This is a genomic window from Candidatus Saccharibacteria bacterium oral taxon 488, from assembly GCA_013099195.1.
Taxonomy (GTDB): Bacteria; Patescibacteriota; Saccharimonadia; order Saccharimonadales; family Saccharimonadaceae; genus Nanosynbacter.
Genome location: CP039999.1, coordinates 465567 through 486105, shown reverse-complemented (window position 1 = coordinate 486105; position 20539 = coordinate 465567). Strand labels below are relative to the sequence as shown.

The 20539-nt window shown below is 51.1% G+C and carries 21 protein-coding genes and 3 tRNA genes; 12 read left to right on the top strand and 12 right to left on the bottom strand.

What is annotated here, in order from left to right:
- Positions 1–40 precede the first annotated feature (40 nt).
- From FBF28_02590 to FBF28_02565, 6 genes are read left to right on the top strand one after another with little or no spacing between them, the layout of a single operon-like run.
- Positions 41–1270, top strand: a complete 1230-nt coding sequence (locus FBF28_02590; protein ID QJU08440.1) for a tyrosine--tRNA ligase — start codon at positions 41–43, stop codon at positions 1268–1270.
- Positions 1270–2025, top strand: coding sequence for an HAD-IIB family hydrolase (locus FBF28_02585; GenBank protein ID QJU08439.1), 756 nt, complete (start codon positions 1270–1272; stop codon positions 2023–2025). Before FBF28_02590 ends, FBF28_02585 begins: the two co-directional genes overlap by 1 nt.
- Positions 2026–4068 (top strand): ATP-dependent DNA helicase RecG, encoded by a 2043-nt coding sequence (gene recG, locus FBF28_02580; protein ID QJU08438.1) that lies wholly within the window; start codon positions 2026–2028, stop codon positions 4066–4068.
- Between the two features lie 10 nt (positions 4069–4078).
- Positions 4079–4897, top strand: a complete 819-nt coding sequence (locus tag FBF28_02575) for a hypothetical protein (GenBank protein QJU08437.1) — start codon at positions 4079–4081, stop codon at positions 4895–4897.
- Entirely contained in the window at positions 4875–5438 is a 564-nt protein-coding gene (gene rsmD, locus FBF28_02570) for a 16S rRNA (guanine(966)-N(2))-methyltransferase RsmD (GenBank protein ID QJU08436.1), read from the top strand. Before FBF28_02575 ends, rsmD begins: the two co-directional genes overlap by 23 nt.
- Positions 5431–5991, top strand: a complete 561-nt coding sequence (locus FBF28_02565; protein ID QJU08435.1) for a hypothetical protein — start codon at positions 5431–5433, stop codon at positions 5989–5991. The genes rsmD and FBF28_02565 overlap by 8 nt, the downstream gene beginning before the upstream one ends.
- A gap of 181 nt (positions 5992–6172) precedes the next feature.
- Here FBF28_02565 and FBF28_02560 read toward each other — a convergent pair whose 3' ends face one another.
- Positions 6173–7765 (bottom strand): alpha-amylase, encoded by a 1593-nt coding sequence (locus FBF28_02560; GenBank protein ID QJU08434.1) that lies wholly within the window; start codon positions 7763–7765, stop codon positions 6173–6175.
- Positions 7766–7861: 96 nt separating this feature from the next.
- On the opposite strand from FBF28_02560, the gene FBF28_02555 reads away from it, so the two are divergent.
- From FBF28_02555 to FBF28_02545, 3 genes are all read left to right on the top strand, one after another.
- Positions 7862–8179 carry a TrpR YerC/YecD gene (locus tag FBF28_02555; protein ID QJU08433.1) on the top strand — a complete coding sequence of 106 codons (318 nt, stop codon included), beginning with the start codon at positions 7862–7864 and terminating at the stop codon, positions 8177–8179.
- Positions 8180–8264: 85 nt separating this feature from the next.
- Positions 8265–8930 carry a hypothetical protein gene (locus FBF28_02550; protein ID QJU08432.1) on the top strand — a complete coding sequence of 222 codons (666 nt, stop codon included), beginning with the start codon at positions 8265–8267 and terminating at the stop codon, positions 8928–8930.
- Between the two features lie 27 nt (positions 8931–8957).
- A complete protein-coding gene (locus FBF28_02545; GenBank protein ID QJU08431.1) occupies positions 8958–9677 on the top strand; it encodes a hypothetical protein in 720 nt (239 codons plus the stop codon).
- A 43-nt stretch (positions 9678–9720) separates the two neighbouring features.
- Here FBF28_02545 and FBF28_02540 read toward each other — a convergent pair whose 3' ends face one another.
- The 4 genes from FBF28_02540 to FBF28_02525 all read right to left on the bottom strand — a co-directional run bounded on the left by FBF28_02540 (position 9721) and on the right by FBF28_02525 (position 11927).
- Positions 9721–10677, bottom strand: coding sequence for a DUF4238 domain-containing protein (locus FBF28_02540; GenBank protein QJU08430.1), 957 nt, complete (start codon positions 10675–10677; stop codon positions 9721–9723).
- A 100-nt stretch (positions 10678–10777) separates the two neighbouring features.
- Positions 10778–10853: transfer RNA gene (locus FBF28_02535), tRNA-Gly, on the bottom strand.
- 49 nt (positions 10854–10902) lie between these two features.
- Positions 10903–10978 (bottom strand) — tRNA-Phe (locus tag FBF28_02530).
- Positions 10979–11027: 49 nt separating this feature from the next.
- The gene (locus FBF28_02525) at positions 11028–11927 is read right to left on the bottom strand and encodes a glycosyl hydrolase family protein (GenBank protein ID QJU08808.1); all 900 of its coding nucleotides are present in this window, start codon (positions 11925–11927) and stop codon (positions 11028–11030) included.
- A gap of 389 nt (positions 11928–12316) precedes the next feature.
- On the opposite strand from FBF28_02525, the gene FBF28_02520 reads away from it, so the two are divergent.
- A tRNA-Gly gene (locus FBF28_02520) sits at positions 12317–12391 on the top strand.
- A gap of 169 nt (positions 12392–12560) precedes the next feature.
- On the opposite strand, the gene FBF28_02515 is transcribed toward FBF28_02520, so the two are convergent.
- The 6 genes from FBF28_02515 to FBF28_02490 form a co-directional block, all read right to left on the bottom strand.
- The gene (locus FBF28_02515; protein QJU08429.1) at positions 12561–13052 is read right to left on the bottom strand and encodes a DUF4396 domain-containing protein; all 492 of its coding nucleotides are present in this window, start codon (positions 13050–13052) and stop codon (positions 12561–12563) included.
- Positions 13049–13336: a metal-sensitive transcriptional regulator gene (locus FBF28_02510; GenBank protein ID QJU08428.1), complete on the bottom strand. Its 288-nt coding sequence runs from the start codon at positions 13334–13336 to the stop codon at positions 13049–13051. Before FBF28_02510 ends, FBF28_02515 begins: the two co-directional genes overlap by 4 nt.
- Before the next feature lie 285 nt (positions 13337–13621).
- Positions 13622–13885 (bottom strand): DUF4342 domain-containing protein, encoded by a 264-nt coding sequence (locus FBF28_02505; GenBank protein QJU08427.1) that lies wholly within the window; start codon positions 13883–13885, stop codon positions 13622–13624.
- Between the two features lie 226 nt (positions 13886–14111).
- Positions 14112–14957, bottom strand: a complete 846-nt coding sequence (locus tag FBF28_02500) for an alpha/beta hydrolase (GenBank protein QJU08426.1) — start codon at positions 14955–14957, stop codon at positions 14112–14114.
- A 24-nt stretch (positions 14958–14981) separates the two neighbouring features.
- The gene (locus FBF28_02495) at positions 14982–15725 is read right to left on the bottom strand and encodes a slipin family protein (protein QJU08425.1); all 744 of its coding nucleotides are present in this window, start codon (positions 15723–15725) and stop codon (positions 14982–14984) included.
- A 24-nt stretch (positions 15726–15749) separates the two neighbouring features.
- Positions 15750–16784, bottom strand: coding sequence for a D-alanine--D-alanine ligase (locus FBF28_02490; protein QJU08424.1), 1035 nt, complete (start codon positions 16782–16784; stop codon positions 15750–15752).
- A 61-nt stretch (positions 16785–16845) separates the two neighbouring features.
- Between FBF28_02490 and FBF28_02485 the strand changes: the two genes are divergently transcribed.
- Positions 16846–17688, top strand: coding sequence for a hypothetical protein (locus FBF28_02485; protein QJU08423.1), 843 nt, complete (start codon positions 16846–16848; stop codon positions 17686–17688).
- Complete coding sequence (locus FBF28_02480; GenBank protein QJU08422.1) at positions 17688–18863, top strand: replication-associated recombination protein A; 1176 nt, start codon at positions 17688–17690, stop codon at positions 18861–18863. The genes FBF28_02485 and FBF28_02480 overlap by 1 nt, the downstream gene beginning before the upstream one ends.
- Before the next feature lies 1 nt (position 18864).
- Here the strand turns inward: FBF28_02480 and treF are convergent, their stop codons facing one another.
- Complete coding sequence (gene treF, locus FBF28_02475) at positions 18865–20463, bottom strand: alpha,alpha-trehalase TreF (GenBank protein QJU08421.1); 1599 nt, start codon at positions 20461–20463, stop codon at positions 18865–18867.
- Positions 20464–20539: the final 76 nt, after the last annotated feature.

The window sequence follows — 20539 nt, the reverse complement described above, 5'->3', positions numbered from 1 at the left end:
ATCATAAAATTGCTATACTAATAACCAGAAAAGGAGGAATATGCAATTATCAGAGGAGCTAAAGTGGCGCGGGTTTTGGAATCAAGCGACATTCACCGATAATGAGCGTATTGATTCGGGAAATTTTACGCTCTACTTAGGCACAGATCCGTCGGCGGACAGTTTGCATGTCGGGCATCTCGCGGTCTACATGATGGTGCGGCATTTTTTGGAGCGCGGCCACAAGGTGTTCTTGCTGGTTGGTGGCGGCACGGGCATGATTGGCGATATGCGCGATACTGAGGAGCGGAACTTGCTTTCTTATGCAGAAATTGAGCACAATAAACGAGCCTTGAAAGCGCAAGTGTCGCAAATTTTTGCGGGCCGCGATTTTACCTTGGTGGACAATGCGGACTGGCTGGGCAACCTGGAACTGATTCCATTCCTCCGTGATATTGGCAAGAATTTTAATATGGCAGAGTTAACGACGCGGGAATTTTTTAAGGCACGTATCGCTAACGGCAAGGGGCTGAGTTTTGCTGAATTTACCTACACGTTGCTGCAGGGCTATGATTTTTGGCATCTGTTCAAGCATCACGGTGTCAATTTGCAAATCGGCGGCTCCGACCAATGGGGTAATTTGCTCTCAGGCGTGGAATTGATCCGCAAAAAAGAAAACGCCGAAGTTTACGCTATGACTGCACCACTGCTCATCAACAAATCAACTGGGCGCAAATTTGGCAAATCCGAAGGCGGCGCCGTGTGGCTGGACGAAACCAAAACCAGCGTGTACAAGTTCTATCAATTTTGGCTGAACGTTGATGACGAAAGCGCCATCGAGTACATGAAGATTTTCACCATGCTTGATCGTGATACCATTGAGGCCATCGCTGAAAACCACGCGGTCAATCCGGGTGCACGCTCAGCCCAGAAAGTCTTGGCGCGCGAAGTCACCGACATCGTCCACGGCGTCAATCGGCGCGAATCAGTGGAGCGGGTGACTGAAGTGTTGTTTGGCGGCGGCGATTTTCGGCAACTGTCGGACGATGATTTGGACACCCTGGCCAAAGAAATTCCACGTGTTGATGTCGGTGTCGGCGTCATTGAAGCGTTGGTGGTCTCTGGCGCAGTCAGCTCCAACGGCGAGGCCAGGCGCCTCCTCAAATCTGGTGCCATCAGCCTCAACGGCGAAAGACTGGCTAATGACCAAGCCATCAACAGTCAATCTTTGTTGAAAAAAGGTAAAAATACGTTTATTCTAGTTGCAGAAAATATGGAAGGAGAGGAATAATGAAAAAAATTATCGGGTTTGATCTGGATGATACACTAGCCATTACCAAGTCACCAATTAGCGATCGTATGGCGGATATCCTTGGTCGGTTGCTTGAAAACTATGAGATGTGTGTCATCACGGGCGGCACATTCCACCAGATTAAAAAGCAAGTGATTGATCGACTTGATGTTCGGCCTGAGCTACTCCAAAAATTCCATGCAATGCCGACATGCGGTACGAGGTATTATCGATTTGACGCTGCTGATGGTGAGTGGAAGGTTCAGTACGCGAACGATCTGTCTGATGAGCAAAAAACTCAGATAACTGCGGTACTGGAGGAGGTTGCCAGGGAGATGGGTATTTGGTGTGATAATCCTGCGGGTGAGATTATCGAGGATCGCCACAGCCAGATTACCATGTCGGCGCTGGGACAACAGGCAACTCCAGAGGATAAATATGCCTGGGCAGAAAAGTATAAAGATGTCCGTCCGGTATATCGTGACAAGGTGGCGGCGAAACTGCCAAATCTCGAAGTTAGGATTGGTGGTACGACCAGTACTGACATTACGCTGCCAGGAATTGATAAAGCCTATGGCATTGGTAAGCTGCTCGAGCTGAACGGCTGGTCAAAGGAAGAGGCACTATTCTTTGGTGACAAGCTACAGGAAGGCGGTAATGATTTTCCAGTTAAGCAAATGGGTGTTGACTCGATTGAGGTGAAGGGCTGGGAAGACACCGCCTACGCGCTGGAAGGTATCAACGCCGTTTCCTAGATGAAACTAACCACCCCCCTCGCACACATCAAAGGCGTCGGTCCCAAAACCGCCCAGGCGCTGGCGGCGGCGGGTCTAGAGACGGTGGCGGACGCCTTGGATTTTTTGCCGAGGGCGTATGATGATTATTCGGCGGCGGTCAGCATCGCCGATCTCCAGCCGGGCAAAGTGACGGTGCGGGCGCGCTGCGAGTCGATTTCGACGCGGATTGTTCGCCGAGGCCTGAGGATTACCACGGCGGTGCTGGCTGATGATTCTGGCAAGGTCAAGGCCGTCTGGTTCAATCAACCATACCGCGAATCCCAGCTAAAGTTGGATGCCGAGTTTATGTTCTCCGGCCAGTTCGGCATGCAATATAACAGCTATCAGATCAGCAATCCATCCGTCGAACTCGCCAAACAAACCGATACATTCGACGCCCAGCACGCGTCGGGCATTCATCCGGTCTATAAATCCATCAAAAACCTTCGCCCCAAAACCGTGCAGGATGTGCTGAAAAACCTCCGCCCCATCATGGAATTTTTGCCCGAGACGCTGCCGGAGTACATCGTCCGGCGGCAAAAATTAGTCAGCCGTGCGGAAGCTGTTAAGTTCCTCCATGCGCCAAACAATCATCAGGAGATTACCCGCGGTCGTGAGCGGCTGGCGTTTGAAGAGTTGTTTGAAATGATTTTGGCAGCGCAATTTAACAAGCAAGAGCAAACCAAGTTGACCGGCTGGCGCATCCCGTTCAATCAGCCGGTTGTTAAGCAATTTGTTGAGCAATTGCCGTTTCTGTTGACCAACGCGCAGCGCCGCGCCGCCTGGCAGATCTTGCAAGATTTGGAGTCGGAACATCCGATGAACCGCTTGTTGCAGGGCGATGTCGGCTCGGGTAAAACCGTGGTCGCTGGGCTGGTGGCGGCAGAGGTGGCGCAGGCTGGTTTTCAGACGGCCATCATGGCGCCGACAGAGATTTTGGCGACTCAGCACGCCAAGACGCTGGATGAACTATTGTCGCCATTTGGCGTGTCGGTGGCGCTGCTGACAGGGCATGTCAAGGGCGCGGCGCGTCGGCAACTGCTGGATAATTTAGCAAATGGCAACATCAATGTGGTGGTTGGTACCCACGCGCTGATTCAGGAAAAAGTGACGTACCATAAACTGGGGTTTGTGGTGATTGACGAGCAGCATCGATTCGGCGTCAAGCAGCGGCAAGCCTTGCTGCAAAAGGCAGATTACATGCCACATCTACTCAGTATGACTGCTACGCCGATCCCGCGGAGCTTGGCGTTGACCTTGTACAGTGAACTGGACATCTCGATTTTGGACGAGCTGCCAGCTGGGCGCCAGCCGATTGAAACGAAAATTTGGTCGCCAGCCTCGGCGCCAAAACTCTACGAAACTATCGATGCAGAAATTGCCAAAGGCCGCCAAGCCTACGTCATTTGCCCATTAATTGACGACAATCCTGACAATGACAAAAAGTCGGTCGAGGCGGAATATCACAAATTAGCAAAAACGATGTTTCGTCATCGCCGCGTCGGATTGCTGCACGGTAAACTGCCGCCGGAGGAAAAAGCGGCGGTCATGCAGCAGTTTGCCGACGGCGAGCTGGACATGCTGGTGAGCACCACGGTGGTGGAAGTCGGTGTTGATGTACCGAACGCCACGGTCATGCTCATCGAAAATGCTGATCATTTTGGCCTCAGCCAGCTTCATCAGCTGCGCGGGCGGGTTGGGCGCGGCCAGCACCAGAGTTTTTGTCATTTGATGCTGTCAGGTCACGACAAGCCAAGCCGGCGCCTCAGGGAAATTGAGAAGTCTCAAGACGGCTTTTACTTGGCGGAAGTTGACCTGAAACTGCGCGGCCCCGGCGAGATTTACGGCCGAGCGCAGCATGGCGCATTAAACCTAAAAATTGCCTCACTGAGCGACACGCCGCTGATTGCCCGTGCGCAAACGGAGGCCGAGCGCTTTGTCAAAGAGGGGCGGGATTTGTTACAATATAACCATCTGGCGCGTGCCGTCAGTCGCTATCAGCGATTAACCACGCTAAATTAGTGAGATAAGTATGTATTCAGGAACCACATTTCACACCAAGTCAGGCAATCTGATGGGTGTTCATCAAAAAATTGATCGGGTCGCGCGGCGACACATCGTGCAGCTGTTGCCGTCGTGGTGCAACTTTCCGTCGAGCAGGCAGATTTTGCATTTCGAGGGTAATAATGGCCCCGATGGTATCAAGCGGAAAAGTCCGGCCGTTGATGAGCCGTGGCACTTCATTGACCCGCATGATCCGAATGATGTGGCGCTCCTCGAGATGATTGATCAACACATTACTAATCTGGCAGCGGCACTCAGTGCTGATAACTGTGAGCGAGCAGCATTTGAGGCAGCATGGATGGCGCATGCGATCACTGATGGCTTGACGCCGCCACACCATTTTCCGCTGGAGGAGAAATTGGCTCAGCTGCGCGGTGAGGGTATGGAGACCCGTAATTCGCTGATCAAAAAGAGTCTCATGCCGGGCGAAACGGTGCTAAAAGCCCTGCGCAATAACTGGGAATTTTGGGGTGCAAAGGGCGTAATGACTATGCATCTGGCATTCGAGGCGGGTGTCGCTAGCGTAGTGGCCTACCAACGATTTGCCGCTGGCCTGCCGCAGCAGCACGACATTGAGGACGTGCGCCGAGCGGGCTTTCGGGCGTTTTATCTCGGCTGCGTTCGTGAGGTGGCGGATATGGCTATGTATGAAAAGTTCGCCAAGACTGGCTGGACAACGGAGCTTGCGCGACAGACCAATCGTCAACTAATGCCGCTGATCATTCGTGCGGTGGTGTTGGGTTGGCTGAGCGCAGTGTGGCTGGCTGAGGAACAGCGTGCGCGTTAAGCTCATCGCTGGTAAATTTGGCGGGCGATTCATCCAGGCGCCGCCAGGCTCGACGACGCATCCCATGGGCGAGCGAGTGCGCTCAGCCATGTTTAATTCATTGGGCGAAATGGTTCGCGGCGCGCGGGTACTGGATGCTTTTGCGGGCTCTGGCGCGATTGGCTTGGAGGCGCTCAGTCGCGGTGCTGAGTCGGTGGTTTTCGTGGAGCGAGACCGCGTCGCCCAGCGTGTGATTGCTGAAAATATTAGCACCGTGGGCGCCAGTGAAAACTCTATTGTAATAAAAACAACGGTAGCAAATTGGCTAGAAAGCATGAGCGTAACAGAGGAGTTTGATATTATTTTTGTCGATCCACCATACCACAACCCGCAGTTTTCCACAGTTTCACGACTGATGGGACTTCTCAAACCGGGTGGACATATGGTATTATCACACTCAGGAATAGGTGAGGTGCCAATTCAGAACGGAATTGTTGTGGTGGACAATCGTAGTTATGGGGGTGCGCACCTCACTTACTTCCGTAAGGAGATAAGTGACTAACACCAGTGAGGTGATGATGGAGAAGCAGCGAGACAACCACAATCACTCAGCTCTTCGCCCCGAGCCTCTACCTATGTGGACGAAAATAGCGGACGTAGCGATGCGGCCGCTGATGTTTATGTTGGGCGGTTTTCGCCGAGACAGTATGCAGGAGACACATCCGTGGCACTGCCGGCGTGATATTGATCCGTCGCTGATAGATCCAGCGCTGACGGTGACGACGAATGGCGAGACAGACGAACTACTACCGGGCCGCTTTTCATTTCTGTTTCATGCGCCAGGGCTCGTTGGCTGGCGGCATTATTCCGTGTTGCGGGCTGAGCCGCCATTCCATATTGGCTGGGTAGTGCGTGAACGCGAGAGTGGTCAGGTAAAGCAATCAATAGTCCATCGTCTGCCAATCGATGATCAATACGTGCGAATGTTGAGTGGTCCAGCGCACCTAGAGACAGAGTTTTTTGCGGTACATCCTGACGGAACGCAGATCGGACTGGAGATTATGGACACCGGTATGCTCGGTGATAATAACTATCCAAAGGTGCGCTTATTATAAGAAGGAGATAAGTGAATATGGGGTACTGCAGCCTTAGTTTGAGGGTAGTGGCGATGAGCTTGATAAGTTGCTATTCTATATCGGCTGGGTGCCAGTCGCCGGTAAGGCTGAGTTAAATGGGTGCAGGCCGGCTCGGTCCGAATGGACTCAATAGGTATGTTGCGTCGTGGGCGCCGCTGTATTAGTGTAGTGCTGGCTTCATGAGCAGTCCGCCGTAGCGCGCGATGACGATGGTTTGGCTGTCAGTGTTGTGTGCGACAGGTTGACTTGACGTAGCGGCTTGTATTGTCACTGGCTCGAGTGGGTGAATCGTTTGGTCTTGGTCAGCGAAATTAATATAAATACAAGCCCGCTCGCTGCCTAGCTCTCGTTTGATACCGAGGACAAATCCATTACCGGTGTTAATCACTTCGAGCGTGCCGCGCTGCAACACTGGCATACTCCGCCGCAGGTGAAGCAGTCGTCGGTGTAGATGCAGAAGTGAGTCAGGGTGCATGGCCTGCGTTAGGACATTGGTTTTGGTGGCGTTGGCGTGAACGGGCAGCCACGGTTGTACGCTTGAGAATCCAGCGAACTGCGTATCGTCCCATTGCATCGGCGTGCGCTCCAGGTCGCGGCTGTCGATGGCGGAATTGGCGGGACTGAAATTATCCTGAATGTCATCAGCGGTCAGCTCGCCATTGGTCATGCCAATCTCATCACCATAGTACATTACGCTAATACCCGGTGTGAGCAGATTGAGAAAGTGCAAAGCCCGCGCTCGTTCCGCCCCGAGCCGCGAGGCAATGCGCGGCTGATCGTGATTGCCAACGCAGAAAAACGGTTTGGCCGAACCTGCCGCTCGCAGATAATTCTCAATCTTCTGCCCGGTATGCTCCGCATGCCACTCGTCCTGGCGATACTCCATGAAAAATGCCGACGCCTTTGGATGGGCGGTCAGCACTTGGCGGTACTGCTGGTAAATATCGCCCAACTTCTCGTCCGGATAAAATTCAAACACCATCTGCTTATCGTCATATTCATCACAAACCGCCGCCAGCTCACGCAGGTATTCTTGAAAATGCGGCCCCATTTTACAGTGGTCGTGGATGAACGCACCGTAAGCTTTTGGGTCGCCAGAAAAATCAGGATTTGGCGAATCATTGCCAAATTCCGGATCTTTAGAAATGCCCCAAATCGCGTCAACTCGCATGCCGTCCACGCCCATATCAAACCAAAATCGCACCACGTTTTTTATCTCGTTCCGAACCGCAGGATTATCCCAATTCAAATCCGGCTGTGTCTTCAGGAATGAATGGAGATAAAATTGACCGGTTTGCTCATCAAACTCCCATGAACTGCCGCCAGATAAACTTCGCCAATTATTTGGCTCATTGCCGTCCCGCCCGTCACGCCAGACATAATAATCACGCTTGGGATTGTCGCGCGATGACCGCGCTTCCTGAAACCACGAATGTTGATCAGACGTGTGGCAGGGAACGAGATCGATCATGACTTTGATATCGAGGATATGAGCTTTTTCTAATAGCGCCCGAAAATCATCCAGCCCGCCAAATGTCGGATCAATCGCTCGGTAGTCAGCGATATCATAGCCAAAATCAGTCAGCGGCGAGGTAAAAAACGGTGAAATCCAAATCCCGTCAACGCCCAGCCACGCCAAATAATCCAGCTTCTCGGTAATGCCATTCAAATCGCCAATCCCATCGCCATTGGTATCCCGAAAACTACGCGGATAAATCTGATACAAAGAAGCAACATCTTGCCAAGTTTTCATGATTTAAGTATAAGCGAGATGAGAGCAAAATGCCAGTTTTTAGTCGATGACACGAAGGCTATTGATATTTTTACTTTACTTTGGTAAACTAAAAATATGAATGGTAAGAACGATATTTGGAAAGATGAACAGTCGCGTCAGCTGGCGGATGTTCTTGCTAGTATAAGTGACCCTAATGAAATGCGGGCGTTTCTTCGCGATGTCATGACTCAGAAGGAGATTATTGAAGTTGGCGCGCGCCTACAAGCTGCCAAAATGTTATCAAAAGGCGAAAAATACGCTGACGTCATTGCAGCGACGAAGCTCAGTAGCCGTACGGTTGCTCGGATTAGCGACTGGATGCAAAACGGTACTGGCGGCTATAAAAACGTCTTTAAGCATCATTCGCACGTTTGGCCAGCTCGCGCTGAGTAGTTTGCGAATAAATCCAAATAAATGCCGGCGCGACGCTGGCGTTTTGATTTTTTGACAGTTAATTTAGTTAATTTTGGAGATATTTATGAGTGAAATAAGAACAGCGAGGTTCGCTGCGCCAGATGAGGCGAGGGAGAAGTATGACGCGATTATTCCCGCGTATCAAGCGGCGTTCGCGGCAGAACCTTGGTATGAAGTAAGTAAATGCGGCGGCTGCTCGTCGGGTTATTCTCGTCAAAATCCTGGTGATATATGTCAAGCTTGCGGCAGCGCGACTGGCGACGAAGCCTATACAGAACAGGAATTGACCGAGAAATTTGATGCTATCGGCGAGACGCGCCCAACATGTTGGTATATCGAGGAGACGCCAGCGGGACTGGTATTGGCGGCGGTCGCTTGGACGGCTAATCCAGCGCAGATTGCGGCGGAAAAATACCCTGGGTCGCTGGAAATGGCAGCGTGGCTTAAGCGGAAGTACGCGCCAACCGCTGCCCCTAACCCAGAGATATTATGGCTGGATGAAGTTTTCGCCGACCGCCAAGTCTCGAGACGTAATAATCTAGTGAATTTCCGCCCAATGGTATGCGGGTTTTCCGATCGCCTAGATCAGACGAATGTGGCTTATCGGACTATTGCGCCGGCAATGACGCGCGCAGCTATGAGAGACTTTGGCGATGATGCGACCATTGATAAATCCAAATCTGATGTTCCTGATTGGCGGAATTTTGTATCAATTGATTTATCTCGGTAAAAAATAATATATAAGGAGGATAAGAATATGAAAATATTAGTAATCGGCGGCATGCACGGGAATGAAATGCTGGGCATTGATTTGGTCAAGAGTTTACAGGAAAATCCGCTGGAAAATATTGACAGCGTACTGGCGAATGAGGAGGCAATAAAAAGAAATAAGCGGTTCGTCGAACAAGACTTGAACCGGTCATTTCCTGGCGTGAAATCAAGCGGCATATACGAGCAATGGCGTCCGATTGAGCTATTGGAAATGTGCAAGGAGTATGATATTGCGCTTGACTTTCACAATACGTTTTGTCCGGATAATGATTGTACGTTTGTCGGGGAGGGTGCAAATGAGGAGCTGCTGGCCGCGTCGTGGCTGCTAGGTTTGCCTCGGGTGATTGTGGCAGATTATGATTGCATAAATAAGTATGCGCTTAATTGCGTATCGATAGAAATTAGTGTTCAGAGCAGGCTGAACGATGTGAAAGTCTGGCGCCAGAAGCTGCAAATGCTTGCTGAAAAGGAAATTGCTGATTACCGGGCAGTCTCAGGGGTGGAGAAGTTTCGCTTTGTATATCGGATAACCCTGGAGGATAAAACAAGGTTAAACCTTGATCAGGCAAACCTAAGAGCATTCCAGCCGATTGATCAGAATTTGGCAGGAAAGATGGGAGTAAAAACTCCGGCCTATCCTATTTTTATCAATGACAAATTCACGCCGTATAATTATGGAGGGCTATTGAACAGGATTGATAGCTAGACTATTTTTGTGATTGCTACGACGGATTGATTGTAAGCTTAAATTATTTGTTCTGTTCTTGTTTATTTTGCTTTTTAATAATCTTGTCAATTTGACCGTCCGGCAGTTTCAGAAAATTAAGCAGTAAGCTCTGCGGTGCACGCTCGACTATGGCCTTTTCTTCGTATTCTGGGATTGGACTTGCAGAGATAATTATCTTATCTGCTCGCCGTAGTGTACGGTTGTTTATTTCACGAACAAAGTTATAATCTATTTCTTTGTATCCAGTGATGCCGCACCTATTACCGAACAGTGCTATTTTTGGAGTGAGTGGAACTATACATTCGGCTGTTTTATGCCAATGATTAAGTCCGAACGGAGAGTTGTCTTTAGTAAAATCAGTAACTGTTACGGGGTGATCTGATGTTATAAATTCAATGTCAACAGTATCTGATGGTCTTAGAAAACAAAAATCCAATGGTCCCCATTTATTTACGTCTAAAGATACGAGTATTGATTCGAGAAAAAATATTTCCTCCATCATTTCTATCTTTTTACTCCACCTATCAGCTGCATCTGGTGCGTTATGTCCTAATGATATTGCACGACCCATTTCATTGAGTTGATTCAGGAAATTATTTAGATGGTTCTGCTGTTTAATTGTGCGGCTTTCTAGTGTGCTTATATATAAAGCTACTTTTTCATGATCTTCTCTGCTAAGTCGCTTACTCTTTTTGATTTTATTATCTAGTATCTTTCCATAGTCTCCTTCTATTTGAGCTAAAACATTCTCAACGGCATTGGTCGGCAGAAGTGGCGTTTCATATAGATTATTTTTTACAGCAACATTGATAGGTGCTATGTCTTTTTGTTCAGCAGTTTGTATAAACTTAGCACGGCCATTATTTCCAAGCCAATAAGTCTTGACCTTGCCGTCAACGGTGAAGTTTTGCAAATAAGAACTACGAGGTAGCCAATGCTGTCGTTTTGTTGGTTGCTTTTTTATCTGTTGGTTGCTCATATACTATTACGGCTAATCGCATACTATAATTAATTAAGAACAAATAAGGGTTATATCCAGGAAAATCAAAAAGACCCTCCAGGCGCTGAAAAGTCTTATATGGTGCGGGTAAGGAGACTCTAACTCCTGGCCTCTTCCATGGCAAGGAAGCGCTCTAACAACTGAGCTATACCCGCATGCAGTTCACGATTTATTGTAACAAAGCCGCGAATAAAATGCAATGTTTGGTGGCTCCTCCCAGACTCGAACTGGGGACACAAGGCTCTTCAGGCCTCTGCTCTACCAACTGAGCTAAAGAGCCACAAACTTGCTATTTCATTGTACTAAAGTTACCGTTATCTGGCAAGTCGCTATTTCCGCACATAGTGTGCTACATAATCAACTTCGATATCAGCTACTGCTGGCGTGAGTGGATTAGGCACGCTACCATCAACGGTTTCGGTATGTTTATTAATGCCGTTTGGATCCATTGCTCCAGCCTGCACACCGAGGAACATCTGTTTGTCGGTCACATCTGGGTGATTAATGCGGCCCCATTCTTTGCCATCCAAGGTGAAAATCATATAATCTTTCTCAACGATAACACCGTAGGTGTGCCAGCCATGCATGTCGTGATTATCAAGGAATGCTTGCTTTTGCTTGTTATCCGGATCCCAGTGGTACGTTGCCTCAATGCGAGGACCATTGACGCGTCCTTCGGCAAAGTCAACTTCTGGTGGCCAGCCCTCGTCCTTTGGCCAGAGAAGGAATGCATAACCAACACCTTTGGCTTTCGGGAATTTGGCGCGAATTTCCCAGCGACCACGCGAAGCGGTAAATACATCGCCCGAGCCGGCGCCGCCAGTGCTCCACTGGCCGTTCTCGTACTGAGTACGAATGACCAATTTACCGTCTTGAGTAAACGAATTACGCTGCGACATCACGCCCATGCAGCCGTGGCCAACCGCCGGATCACCCCAGCCGTACTGTACCCACTTAGTTTGCTTGATCGACGAATCAAAGCCTTCAAAGTAATCAATCTGCCAGCCGTCAATTGCTGCCTGATTCTGGTCGTGGTTTGCATGGTTTGCTGAGTCATCAGACTTGACCGGTTGTGGTTGGCTCGGAGAGCCAGAATTTTTATTGCCTGAGTTATTGTTTGATGAGTTGTTGCGTGGTGACTGATTGGCTCGCTGAGTCGAGCCCTGAGAGCCACGCTGGCGTTCAGGTTGCTGTTTTGCTGCTTGGGCTTGGTCGTGATTGTGACGCATGGTCTGCGTCACCCAATTGTGTCCGGCTGGTGTCGGTTTGTTGTCGGTATTTTGGTTAGATTTGCTTGGTTGCTGATTATCGCTTGTAGAATTGGTGTCGGCGAGGGAGTGATTGTCAGTACTTGGTGAGTCGGCTGGCGATGTAGTTCGATCAGCATATTTTGTTGCTTGGGGCGGGGAATTATTCACCTGCGACAAGAAGTGCAGTGCGCCAAGCGACAATCCGCCGATGACGATAAGGGTTGCTATGCTAGTTGTAACCAGTTTTCGCTTCGTCATGTATCTATTATAGCGCACTAAAATTATATGTCAAACTTTTAGCGTAAGCGTCAAGAAAATGCTGCAATACTCTAGTAGTTTGGCGGAGAATCAGGTATAATATTCTCGTCGCGGGTGTCGTATAACGGCTATTATGTGACCTTCCCAAGGTTGAGACGGGAGTTCGACTCTCCCCATCCGCACCATACCATAGATTTTCGTCATGAATTTTAGTAATTGAAGTAAGCAGTACAGGTAGCAATCAGCTGGCGAGCGGCTGATATTTTTATTTAACTAGTCGACGCCTGGACAGTGAGTATGCGAATAGCCGGTGGTGGCTGAGAATGATCGTGGAGGGCGGACCCTGCACGACGACTACGAGGAATGATTCTTGTGATGATACTGATGAGTCAGTGCGTGGCCTTTCCCGTGCCGTAGCAGATAGCGATTGACCGGAAAAGCCACGATGAAGGCGGCACTAAAGCAGGCGATCCGGCTGAGCCAATAAATCGGGTGGGTAAGGTCTTTGTTCATCGCGCCGGGGATTATTAGCATAATGAGGTTGTCGGTAATTGTCATGGTCAGGATTGATAATGTGTCGGCTGCAAAGACGAGCTTGAGCGCGCGCCGAAATGATAATCGCGCTCGCAGTAGAGGTATAGTGGACACACTGTAGCCTGACACAAACGACAAAATGCTTGCTAATAGGACAGTAGTGTGGGCTGTCAACCCAGCGTGTGTGCCGATTGTCACACCGATCAGCTCGCCAATGGCGCAGCCAAACAGGCAATGTAGGGTCGCGCTGACTGCCATACGGCGAGAGGAATTATGATGATGTGAGGGGTGTTGAGTGGATTGGTGGGTCATGATTTACTCCGTATATTATGTAGTTCGTAGAGGTGGAGGAGTTCGTTTAGCACGCGTGCTTGGCTGGTCTGATCCCCTGAGCTGAGTCGGTCGACGACATGTGTACGTAGGTGGTTCTCGAGGATCAGCTTATTGAGTGAGGCGAGCGATCGCTGTAGCGCTAAGCTCTGGGTGAGGATGTCCATACAGTAGACATCTTCGGCAATTTGTTGCTCGAGTGCTTTCATTTGCCCTTGGATAATTTTGCTGCGGTGCAGGGCTCGCCGCTTGATTGTCGCTATCATATATATGAGTATAATACCCCTAGGGGGTATTATCAAGAGGCAGGTAAGCAAAATCAAATATATTGTCACATATGTCGTGCCGTATATGATTTCTCATATTTAGAATAGTTTGGCTTAGCTCATCTTTTCTATTTTCGATTTTATTCTTATATTTATTTATAGGGTTAAGATGTTCCAACATATTGGATGCTTCATAAAGACATGAGCAACAATACCTTGTTTCGCCAGTCTCTTCTAGGCTACGATAGGCTGATTTATATCTGTTATTTATGAATCAGCCATGTTCTAATTCCGTCGCTCTACCGCGATCGTGCACTGCGCCATCAATGCCACTGCTGCGCCGAGTGCTGCGAGCGTCGGTAGCAGTAAGACACCGACCACTCCCGCAGTGACCGGGAATTCCATGATACTTTCGCCCTTTTCGTTTTTGATGATGACGCGGCGGACGTTACCTTCTTTGATGAGTTGTTTGACCTTCTTGACAACTTGATCGCTGTTGACACTAAATTCTTCGGTATAGTTTTGTAATATATGACACTGCCAAGCCATTATTTTCAAGTAGCGATAGCCACTTTGAATACATAGTCTGCTGATCGTGTATATCTATCGTACCACCTCACCACCTCTGCAACATCTCAACAGGTGTCCGCAGCTGTATGCCTAGTGTATCCTTTCGTTGCTCGACCAGCCCCCGAAATGTCGCGACCGCCTCGTGCAACGAAGAAGCCAGGCAATCACTGAACTTGGCAGAATAATGATTTAAGCGGCGCCCTTATCACTTTGAAGCGAGAAACTCATCGAGCGTATTTTCGACTTCCATCCACCTAGGACTCAGCCACATCACGTGCGATTCGGTATTATTGATGGAAAGCACGGCGTGCTTGATCTGCTTCGCGGTGTGAAGCGGATGGTCGAGCGGAACCGAACCATCATACTTACTATGCAGTATAAGCGTCGGTTGTGTGATAGTTTCGGGATTACCCTTCATTAAACGCCGACTAATGTCATTCATGAACCCACTGCCAGAGCGAAATTGCATAAACATCGATGCGATTGCATCGATAGACGACGGCGGGTAGCTAGCAAGCACGTCACGCGCGTCCAATGTCGTGAGTTGTTGAAACAAATAACTGACTATTTTTCGTCGCGACCATCTGCGGAGCAGCCAGCGCATCACTGCCCACGTTACATGTTCGAGCACAGGATTAAACGCGATACGGGCTGCCATACGAGTACTTTGACTAGGCCATTTCTTGAAACTCACCGCGCTCATCAGGACGAGTTTATCAACGCTGTCGGGGTGAAGCTCGGCGAACCGCATCGCCGCTCTGCCGCCAGCCGATATGCCGACCAGGATGACACGCTCAATCTCGAGCTGCTCTAGCAACTCGTTTGTCGCCTGTTCGAACTCGCCATAGGTTTCGCTAAGCGCCGTATCTGTCCCACCATAGCCGGGTCGGCTGACGCTGAGGATTGAATAGCCGCGACTAACGAAGTAATCCTCACCCGTACGCATGGCGGCAGTCGTGTGACCGCCGTTCAAAATGAGAACCGTTAACGAGCCGTGCATGTCATGTCGATATTCGATCGTACCGCGGGATGTTTGAAGCAGCTCCATCATGTGCAATCAACCGTGCGAGGCGTGCTATTTCTTACCGCCGCGGATCGCGTCAATCAGTTCAATTGGGAAGAGCATCATCGTCTTTTGTGACGGTTCGGTGGAGATACGCTCCAGTGTATTTAGCGTACGCAGGTTAATCGCACCTTGGGTTTTTGCCAAGATCTCGGCGGCTTGCGCCAGCGTTTCAGCGGCAGCTTTTTCGCCGTCGGCGTTGATGATGTTGGCGCGGCGCTCGCGCTCGGCTTCGGCTTGCTTGGCCATGGCCCGCTTCATATCACCCGGGAGTTCGATATTCTGAATCTTGACATTCTCAACGTCGATACCCCATTTGTCGGTCTCGGCATCAACAATTTCCTTGATCTGCTGCGAAATCTCCTCGCGCTTGGCGAGCAGGTCGTCCATATCGACATTACCGGTGACGTCGCGCAGGGCAGCTTGGGCAAATTGGCTGGTGGCATAAATATAATTGGTCGTCTCCAGCACCGCCTTTGGCGCGTTAATCACTCGGAAATAGACCACCGCGTCAACGCCGACAGTGACGTTGTCTTTGGTGATGACTTCTTGTTTCGGCACATCAATTGGCGTGGAACGCACATCGACCATCATCATCGTCTGAAAAATCGGCACTACCACCCTTAAACCCGGTTCGCGTACGCCAGTAAATTTACCGAGCGTCAGCACTACGCCGCGCTGGTATTGATTGACCACTTTTATGCCGCTCAGCACAAACATCAGTACGATGACTAAAATTACTGCTACTATTTCCATATGGACCTCCTGTTTATAAGGAGATTATACGCCACATATAGAATGGCTGGCAAGCGCCTCCTTGATCAGCTCATCAACCAGCGCCTGTGGGCTGAGGCCCGAAGCTTCCCAGAGCTTCGGATACATACTGATGTTGGTGAAGCCGGGGATGCTGTTAATTTCGTTGAGAAAAATCTGGCCCGTTGGGTCAAGGAAAAAGTCAACTCGCGCCATGCCGTGTCCACCAGTCGCGCGGTAGGCGGCCAGTGCAAGGCGCTGTAGTTCTGTCGCCACCGACTCGTCAACCTCCGCGGGGATAACGACGCGCGAAGTGCTGGAGGCGCTGTACTTATCGTCGTAGCTATAAAATTCTTCGCCAGGAAGGATCTCGCCGGGAATGCTGACGCGGGCGGACGTACCGCGGCCGAGGACGGCCAGCTCGATCTCGCGGGCGGTGATCGCTTGTTCTATCAATACGGTGTCGTCGTGGCGAAAGGCTTCATCAAGCGCGGCGGTAAATGCTTCGGCCGAGTGGACTTTGTTGACACCGACGGACGAGCCAGCGCGGGATGGCTTGATGAAAACAGGCGTACCGAGCTCATCGGCTATCTCGGCGAAGGTCGGTCGCGGCGCATCATTCGCTAGCGTTCGCCACGGTACAACCGGAACGTGAGCGCCGAGCGCCAGCCGCTTGGTCATGTCTTTGTCCATGGTGACGGCCGCCGAAAGGAGACTCGGGCCGACATAGGGAATATGAAGTAGCTGCGCCAGGCCCTGTACGCTACCGTCCTCACCATTTTTGCCGTGAAGCACCGGAATTATCAGGTCAATCGGCAGCGGGTCAACGCCGTCGATGAGCAGCGACCGCTGGCCGAGTTGTGGTGTTAAGTGTGGGCTTGGTTGGTTGCGTGCCTCGATCGTCTCGACGAGCCGCCACTGACCAGCACGCTCGATGTAGCATAGGTTTATGTCGTAGCGTGCTGCGTCCAGTGCCGCCAGCACATTAGTAGCGGAATTGATCGAGACCTCGTGCTCGGATGACTCGCCGCCAAATATGAGGAGAACGCGTAATCTATCCATTATCCTAGTATAGCGCATCGCGCCTTGGCGGGGCGAATTTATGGCGTGATATAATAAAGCGATGATGGCGGACAACAGGAATAAGAGGCTTAATAGATCGCTGACACCTGAGGTCATTGGCGGTAGCGACCCGGTAGCTGAGTATGATAAGCGTGAGGCCGGCGGTACTATTGGTGTGGTTGCTGGTATGCTGATAGCTCTGCCGAGCGAGGCGTGGCATAATATTTTGCCAGAAGTTGGCCAGCAGGCGATAATTTTTGGTGGCACGGCGGTGGCGATAGGGGGGTTGTGGCAGATATCTCAGGCTGTCCGATTGCGCGAATATAGTGAGCGTAAGTCTGAGCTGCTTAGGGAAGCGGTCGATAATCTGCCGCCACCGGTTGGTAGTATCAAAGATAGCAGCAGGTGGTTAGACGAGCTGTTCGGGGAGCTCGACCAAAAGCGATTGGCATATGAGATGGCGGTTAAAACTGGTCGTACATCGGCCATACCGCTCACTACTGATGAGGCGGAACGTCACGCGGCACTTGTGCGACTGACTAGTCACTGCTCTGGCGGCTCTGGTCTCGTCAATAGAGCAGCGGCGCAGGTTCTACACTGGGCTGGCTGCGCGTTGCCGCCGGAAATGACGGCGGCCGGGCGGCGCCGGTCTCGTCGCGAGGCTGGTCACGCGGGAGCAGACAGCATGCATCAAACGACGCTGGATATGCTGGAGCAGTATGTGCCGCTGGATGGGATGACATGGCGAGAGTACGTGGCGTCACCGGAGTTTGCGGCAGTCTGCGGGAGCGCTCAGCAGATTGATCGAGGGTTGCGTCTGCAGACAAAACCGCTCGGGCGGCGACCAGCTGATTGTTTCTCACACTTTTCACAGTATCGTCCGCGAGAGGATAATTGGTGGTAATGGACACGCGACAACCCCTGGCCGAACAGATGCGGCCGCAAACGCTGGATGAGGTGATCGGACAGAGTCATTTGCTGGGTGAGGGCGAGTTGCTTCACCAGATTGTTAAGCGCGGCGAGCCGGTCAGCTTGATTTTGTGGGGGCCGCCGGGCACGGGCAAAACGACGCTGGCGCGAATTATCGCCTGCGAAGTTAATGCTGAATTTGTCGAGTTGTCGGCGGTGACTAGTGGCAAAAAAGACGTCGAAAAGGTGATCGAACACGCCAGGCAGAATTGGAATTTGGGACTGAGGACAATTTTGTTTGTCGATGAAATCCATCGCTTCAACAAGGCGCAGCAAGATGCCTTTTTGCCGCATGTCGAGAGCGGGCTGATTACTTTGATTGGGGCAACCACTGAGAATCCGAGCTTTGAGGTGATCACGCCGCTACTCAGCCGGACGCGAGTGCTGGTGCTCCGTCAACTGACCAAAGATGAAATTATATTGGTATTGAAACGAGCGCTCAAGGTTTTGAAACAAACCAAGCGGGTATCGCCCAAAGCCCTGGACTATCTGGCGGAATTGGCGGATGGCGATGCGCGGGTGGCCTTGGGTAATTTGGAATTGGCGCTGAGTTTTGGCGGGAAGGTCACGCCGGAGGTCGTCAAGGCGGCGGCTCAGCGACGTTTGCCTGGATATGACAAAAAGGGCGATGCGCATTATGACGTCATCTCGGCGTTCATCAAGTCACTGCGCGGTAGTGATGCGGTGGCTGCGGCATATTATTTGGCGCGTATGATTGATGCTGGCGAAGACCCGAAGTTTATCGCGCGGCGGATGGTTATCTTTGCGTCAGAAGACATTGGGCTGGTGGGTAACGGCGCGCTAAGTCTGGCAGTCGCCACCTTTGAAGCGGTGGAGCGCGTTGGCTTGCCTGAGGCCAAATATAATTTATTCCACTGCGCTATCGCCCTGGCGTGCAGTCAAAAGTCGCGTGAGACCACTGATTTGATGAATGACGCCTTTTCTCTGGCGCAAAAATACCCAAACTCGCCAGTGCCGCTACACCTTCGCAATGCCGCCACTAAGTTGATGAAAGATTTGGGCTACGGTAAAGATTACAAATGGCAAGCTGGTTTCCAGCACGAAAAGGGATTTCTACCAGAAGATATTCCACGTCCGCCGAAACGTTAGATTATCTCGGGCAGCGCTCGTCAAACCGATCATACAGCGCCGCATACACGCCGTTAGTCCAGCCAAAGCCGTCTTGCAACGGATACTCACCGCCACCGCCGATGCGTGATTCACTATCGACATCATATTTTTCGATCATCTTGCCCTGATCGGCAAAGACGCGCTCGGTCGAAGCCAGCCAGCGCTTTCTAATTTCTTCCGCTAGCTCATCCAGCCCATACCGCTTCAAACCGCAAACCGCCACCCACTGCAGCGGCGCCCAGCCATTCGGCGCGTCCCACTGCTGGCCGTTATCAACCAGCGTCATCCGCAGTCCACCATCACGCAAAAACTCGCGCTCTAATTTCTCGGCCACGCGTTTGGCTTGTTTCTTGGTGACGATACCGCTGTAGAGCGGGAAGACGCCGGCCAGCGTGGCGTGGCTCGTCTGATGACCGGTGCGGAAATTATAATCATAGAAAAAGCCGTCGGTTTCATTCCAACAGTGCTGGCGGATGCTCTCGGCGCGGCGCTCGGCCAGACGGATGAAGCGTTTCTTGAGCGGCGCCTGGCGCAGTACACCGTAACAATGGGCGATCGTCATCTCTAGTTCGTACAATAAACAATTCAGGTCAATCGGCACGAGGTCGGTCGTTTGAATCGTTTCAATGTCGTGCGGATCACTAAACCAGCGCGAGCTGAAATCCCAACCACTCTCAGCCCCGGCCCGCAGGTCGAGATAGACCTTAGTCTTGTTGGCGGAGCGACTGTTCCGAGCAGTTTCGATATCTTCGCGGCGACTTTCTGGACGCGGCGTGGCCTTGTCGTCGTAGTAGCGATTGAGCACCTGGTCATCAGGCATGGCTACCACGCGGTTGGTAGCCATAAAGTCGATGCTCGAAAGCTTGCGCTGGCCTTTCATCCAGAACTTGTATTCGGCCAGTAGTGAGGGAAAGTACTCGAGATAAGTCAAGCTTGGGGCACGCCGGCCGGGTTTGCTGGCGAGGAGCTTGACCATCGCTGCAAAAAACGGCGGCTGGCTGCGACTGAGAAAGTACGTCCGATTAGCAGTCGGAATGAAACCAAAACGCTGAATCATGTACACATAATTTTTCATCATGCCGTCGATTAGCTTCCACTTGCCGTCCACCGCCAGACCCAGCATGATAAAATACGTATCCCAGTAAAATTGCTCAGCAAATCGACCGCCCGGCACCACGTAGTCATGCGGCAGGGCGATCAGCGAACCCTTCGACTTGTGGGCGCGGCGGATGAGCAGCGGCCAGAGATTGGTGACGTGCTGTCTGGCAGAGTCCGCCTGGACAAAGCTCACCTTTTTGACCGGCGATTCAAATTCATAAAAATGTAGCTTCACAAATTCATCCAGCCGAAAGTTGGGATCACGTCGGGCCAGGCGATACTCCTGGAGGATGCGGGTGGCGCGCTTTCGCGGCACGAGATCGACGAAAGTTTTACCATCAGCAAACACGCGGTGTGACTGCACCTCATGAAACAACTGCCCGAGCTTTTCGTCGGGATCTTTGCGGTCGATTGGTGTGATGCGCTGGGCGGTGCGTGCTAACGTGCGCTTGATAATTGTTGTGGTTTTTTTGGGAAGCATATGGTTAAGTATAGCGTGTTACCGTGGGATAATCTATAGTAGCGTTAAGTTTCTTGTGTATTTTGCCAATCGGGAG

Bases quoted from the DNA above. Each gene is read 5' to 3' on its own strand.
- FBF28_02590 (QJU08440.1), top strand. From the start codon at position 41: ATGCAATTATCAGAGGAGCTAAAGTGGCGCGGGTTTTGGAATCAAGCG.
- FBF28_02585 (QJU08439.1), top strand. From the start codon at position 1,270: ATGAAAAAAATTATCGGGTTTGATCTGGATGATACACTAGCCATTACC.
- recG (QJU08438.1), top strand. From the start codon at position 2,026: ATGAAACTAACCACCCCCCTCGCACACATCAAAGGCGTCGGTCCCAAA.
- FBF28_02575 (QJU08437.1), top strand. From the start codon at position 4,079: ATGTATTCAGGAACCACATTTCACACCAAGTCAGGCAATCTGATGGGT.
- FBF28_02560 (QJU08434.1), bottom strand. From the start codon at position 7,765: ATGAAAACTTGGCAAGATGTTGCTTCTTTGTATCAGATTTATCCGCGT.
- FBF28_02555 (QJU08433.1), top strand. From the start codon at position 7,862: ATGAATGGTAAGAACGATATTTGGAAAGATGAACAGTCGCGTCAGCTG.
- FBF28_02550 (QJU08432.1), top strand. From the start codon at position 8,265: ATGAGTGAAATAAGAACAGCGAGGTTCGCTGCGCCAGATGAGGCGAGG.
- FBF28_02545 (QJU08431.1), top strand. From the start codon at position 8,958: ATGAAAATATTAGTAATCGGCGGCATGCACGGGAATGAAATGCTGGGC.
- FBF28_02540 (QJU08430.1), bottom strand. From the start codon at position 10,677: ATGAGCAACCAACAGATAAAAAAGCAACCAACAAAACGACAGCATTGG.
- FBF28_02525 (QJU08808.1), bottom strand. From the start codon at position 11,927: ATGCGTCACAATCACGACCAAGCCCAAGCAGCAAAACAGCAACCTGAA.
- FBF28_02515 (QJU08429.1), bottom strand. From the start codon at position 13,052: ATGACCCACCAATCCACTCAACACCCCTCACATCATCATAATTCCTCT.
- FBF28_02510 (QJU08428.1), bottom strand. From the start codon at position 13,336: ATGATAGCGACAATCAAGCGGCGAGCCCTGCACCGCAGCAAAATTATC.
- FBF28_02505 (QJU08427.1), bottom strand. From the start codon at position 13,885: ATGGCTTGGCAGTGTCATATATTACAAAACTATACCGAAGAATTTAGT.
- FBF28_02500 (QJU08426.1), bottom strand. From the start codon at position 14,957: ATGATGGAGCTGCTTCAAACATCCCGCGGTACGATCGAATATCGACAT.
- FBF28_02495 (QJU08425.1), bottom strand. From the start codon at position 15,725: ATGGAAATAGTAGCAGTAATTTTAGTCATCGTACTGATGTTTGTGCTG.
- FBF28_02490 (QJU08424.1), bottom strand. From the start codon at position 16,784: ATGGATAGATTACGCGTTCTCCTCATATTTGGCGGCGAGTCATCCGAG.
- FBF28_02485 (QJU08423.1), top strand. From the start codon at position 16,846: ATGATGGCGGACAACAGGAATAAGAGGCTTAATAGATCGCTGACACCT.
- FBF28_02480 (QJU08422.1), top strand. From the start codon at position 17,688: ATGGACACGCGACAACCCCTGGCCGAACAGATGCGGCCGCAAACGCTG.
- treF (QJU08421.1), bottom strand. From the start codon at position 20,463: ATGCTTCCCAAAAAAACCACAACAATTATCAAGCGCACGTTAGCACGC.